The 3,064-nt window shown below is 74.6% G+C and carries 3 protein-coding genes; 1 reads left to right on the top strand and 2 read right to left on the bottom strand.

The genetic code is table 11. The features are described from left to right. Positions 1-1,412, bottom strand: a 1,412-nt coding sequence (locus E1193_RS30780; RefSeq protein ID WP_243707976.1) for an ATP-dependent DNA helicase, incomplete at its 3' end; no start/stop codon positions are given. Between the two features lie 137 nt (positions 1,413-1,549). Between E1193_RS30780 and E1193_RS30775 the strand changes: the two genes are divergently transcribed. Further along, the gene (locus E1193_RS30775; protein WP_132186635.1) at positions 1,550-2,056 is read left to right on the top strand and encodes a DUF402 domain-containing protein; all 507 of its coding nucleotides are present in this window, start codon (positions 1,550-1,552) and stop codon (positions 2,054-2,056) included. A gap of 7 nt (positions 2,057-2,063) precedes the next feature. Here E1193_RS30775 and sigJ read toward each other — a convergent pair whose 3' ends face one another. Beyond that, entirely contained in the window at positions 2,064-3,032 is a 969-nt protein-coding gene (gene sigJ / locus E1193_RS30770) for an RNA polymerase sigma factor SigJ (RefSeq protein ID WP_207922940.1), read from the bottom strand. Positions 3,033-3,064 lie beyond the last annotated feature (32 nt).

Here is a 3,064-nt window from a genome sequence, read left to right as displayed (position 1 = left end):
GTGTCGCCGCGGGCGGTGCTGGCGGCGAGCGCGGCGGCGGCCGGCGTCGGCGGGGCGGGCGGGGGAGCGTCCAACCCGAGTGCCCGGGCCACCGTGTCGAACCGGCCGCCCAGGGTCAGGGTGGCGGAGGTGGCGACGACGGTGCGTTCCTCGTACAGGTGAGTGGCGAGAGTGCCGGCGACCGAGAGCGGCGCGACCACCAGGGCCCGTCGGCTGCCGTTCTCCGGCTTCTCCACCCAGGCGACGTCGTGGTCGGCCTCCTCCAGCAGCCGTTGCGCGGTGGTGGAGAGTTCGTCCAGCACCGCCTTGGCCTGCTGCTTGCGGACCGGGTCCGGGTCGTCCGCCTTGACGTCGCCGATCGCGTCCAGCGCGGCGCGGGTCGCCGCGTCGAGCAGCGTGCACGACTCGCGCAACGGGGCCGGCAGCCCGGCGGTGAGCCGCCCGGCCGGCACCTCGGCCAGCCCGACGGCGAGCGCGTCGCCCGCCTCGGTGAGTCGGTCGGCGACGTCCGGCTTGAGCAGCGGGCGGGCCCGCCGGGCCGACCGGTCGATCAGCTCGGGGACCAGCTCGGCCTGGGCTGCGGAGGAGACCCGGTCGGCCAGCTCGTGCGCCTCGTCGACGATCAGCAGCTTGTGTGGCGGCACGATGTGCCGGCCGGCCAGCATGTCGACCGCGAGCAGGCTGTGGTTGGTGACCACGATGTCGGCCTCGCGGGCCCGCGCCCGGGACGCCTCGGCGAAGCACTCCTGGCCGAACGGGCAGCGGGTGGCGCCGACACACTCCCGTGCCGGCATGGAGGCCAGCCGCCAGGCATGGTCGTCCACGCCCGGGTCCAGCTCGTCCCGGTCGCCGGTGGCGGTCCTGTCCGCCCAGTCCCGCAGCCGCTGGATCTGCTTGCCGAGCCGGCCCGCCTCACCGAGCCACTTGGTGCCGCCGGCCGGACGAGCGGCGGGCGCGTCGAAGAGGGTGTCCTCCGGCTCGTCCTCGTTGGAGCTGTCCAGCCGGGCCAGGCAGAGGTAGTGGTGCCGCCCCTTGAGCACGGCGAAGGTGGGCCGGCGACCGAGCACCGGCTCGACCGCGTCGGCGAGCCGGGGCAGGTCGTGCTCGACGAGTTGGGACTGCAACGCGAGGGTGGCGGTGGAGACCACCACCGGACCGTCCACGGTCAGCGCCGGAGCGAGGTACGCCAGCGACTTGCCGGTGCCGGTGCCCGCCTGGACCAGCAGATGCTCACCCGCGGCGACGGACCGCTCGATCGCCTCGGTCATCTGCTGCTGGCCGGGGCGGGCCGCGCCGCCGGGGACCGCGCCCACGGCCGCGGCCAGCAGCTCGCTCCCGCTGGGTCTGGCCCCCCGACGCCGGCCACGGGCCGACGGGGTGGCGGTGCCGCTGGCGGTGTGGGGGGGAGTCACCGTGCGACGGTACCCGCCGGCCCCGACAGCGGCCGGGTCGACGCCCGGGTGGCGTGGTGACGGCACGGAATCCCACCCCTCGTGTCCGGTAGATTCCCCGCAGCGACGGTCGTGCGAAATCGGCTAGGGTGCGACTCATGCCGAGCGACGTGGTCCGTGTGATCTACCGCAAGTACGACGGCAGCGCCCACCGTGACTATCCAGCTCGCCGGCTCACCGAGGACGACCTCGGCGTCTGGCTGGGTGTGCCGTCCGGCACCGAGTCGGTCTACCACGGCCGCCCGTCGGTCGAGCAGATCCCGTTCGTGTTGCTCGTGCCGCACCACGCCTGGTGGACGGGGATGTTCAACCCGCCGCCGCGCACCAGTGAGGTCTACTGCGACATCACCACCCCGGCGCGTTGGGAGGGCGACGACACCGTCCATCTGTTCGACCTGGATCTGGACGTGGTGCGCCGCCGGGCCACCGGCCTCGTCGAGCTCCGTGACGAGGACGAGTTCGCCGAGCACCGGGAGCGGTTCGGCTACCCGCCGGAGCTGGTCGCCGAGGCGGAGGCGGCGGCCCGGTGGCTGCTCGGCGCGCTGGGCGACGGAACCGAACCGTTCCGCACGGCGTACCGCAAGTGGCTGGCCCTGGTGCTCTGAGAGGGCTTCACCAGGCCGGCGGCCAACGGTCATCGCCGCCGAGACCCGGCAGGCCGAGTAGCTTGTCCGGGTTGAACTGATTGAAGATGCCGGTGATCCGCCCGTCGGCGATGGCGAAGGCGGCCACCATCCGCAGGGCCCGGCCGTCGGTGTGCACCGTCTCCAGCTGCAACCCGAGCACGCCGTCCACCAGCACCGGCCGGCTCAGCACCCGCTGGCCGTAGCGGCCGGCCCGGCCGAAGAGCCCCAGGACAAACCGGCCGACGTTGTCCGCGCCGGTGACCGGCCGGCGGGCCGAGGGGAAGTGCCCGCCACTGTCCGCGATCAGTTGCACGTCGGGCGCCAGCGCCCGGAGCAGGTCGCCCAGGTCGCCGGACTCGGTGGCCGCGGCGAAGGCGGCCACCACCCGTCGCTGCTCGGCGGGGTCGGCGGTGTGTCGGGGCGCGTCCGGCGCGTCGACCGCCTTGCGGGCGCGGGAGGCGAGCTGTCGGGCTGCTTCCGGTGTGCCGCCCAACACCTCGGCGATCCGGGCGAACGGCACCGCGAAGACGTCGTGCAGGACGAAGGCGACCCGCTGCTCGGGGGTGAGCCGTTCCAGTACCACCATCAGGGCGGTGCCGATCTGGTCCCGGCGGACCGCCCGTTCGGCCGGGTCGGGGGCGTAGCCGTCCGCCTCGGGGCCGGGGCGCAGCGGGTCCACCAGCGGCTCGGGAAGCCACTGCCCCGGGTAGGTCTCCCGGCGTACCCGGGCGGAGCGAAGCACGTCCAGGCAGATCCGGGCGCAGGTGGTGGTCAGCCAGCCGCCGAGGTGCCGGATCTCGGCGCGGGCCGCCGGGTCGCCGAGCGCCGAGGCGTACCGCAGCCAGGTCTCCTGGACGGCGTCCTCGGCCTCACTGCGGCTGCCGAGCATCCGGTACGCCACCGCCGTCAACCGCCCGCGCTGGGCCTCGAACTCCGCCACCGTGTCCACCGTCATCCGGACCTCCCGCCGTCGGTGTGCATTCTCCC

Origin of the sequence: Micromonospora sp. KC606, assembly GCF_004348675.1 — a bacterium.
Taxonomy (GTDB): domain Bacteria; phylum Actinomycetota; class Actinomycetes; order Mycobacteriales; family Micromonosporaceae; genus Micromonospora.
Note: the sequence above shows the minus strand (reverse complement) of the source record. Positions and strands in the feature narration are given on the sequence as shown.

What these genes read in the sequence shown, in the direction of transcription:
- E1193_RS30775 (WP_132186635.1), top strand. Translation starts at nt 1,550, where the DNA reads ATGCCGAGCGACGTGGTCCGTGTGATCTACCGCAAGTACGACGGCAGC.
- sigJ (WP_207922940.1), bottom strand. Translation starts at nt 3,032, where the DNA reads ATGACGGTGGACACGGTGGCGGAGTTCGAGGCCCAGCGCGGGCGGTTG.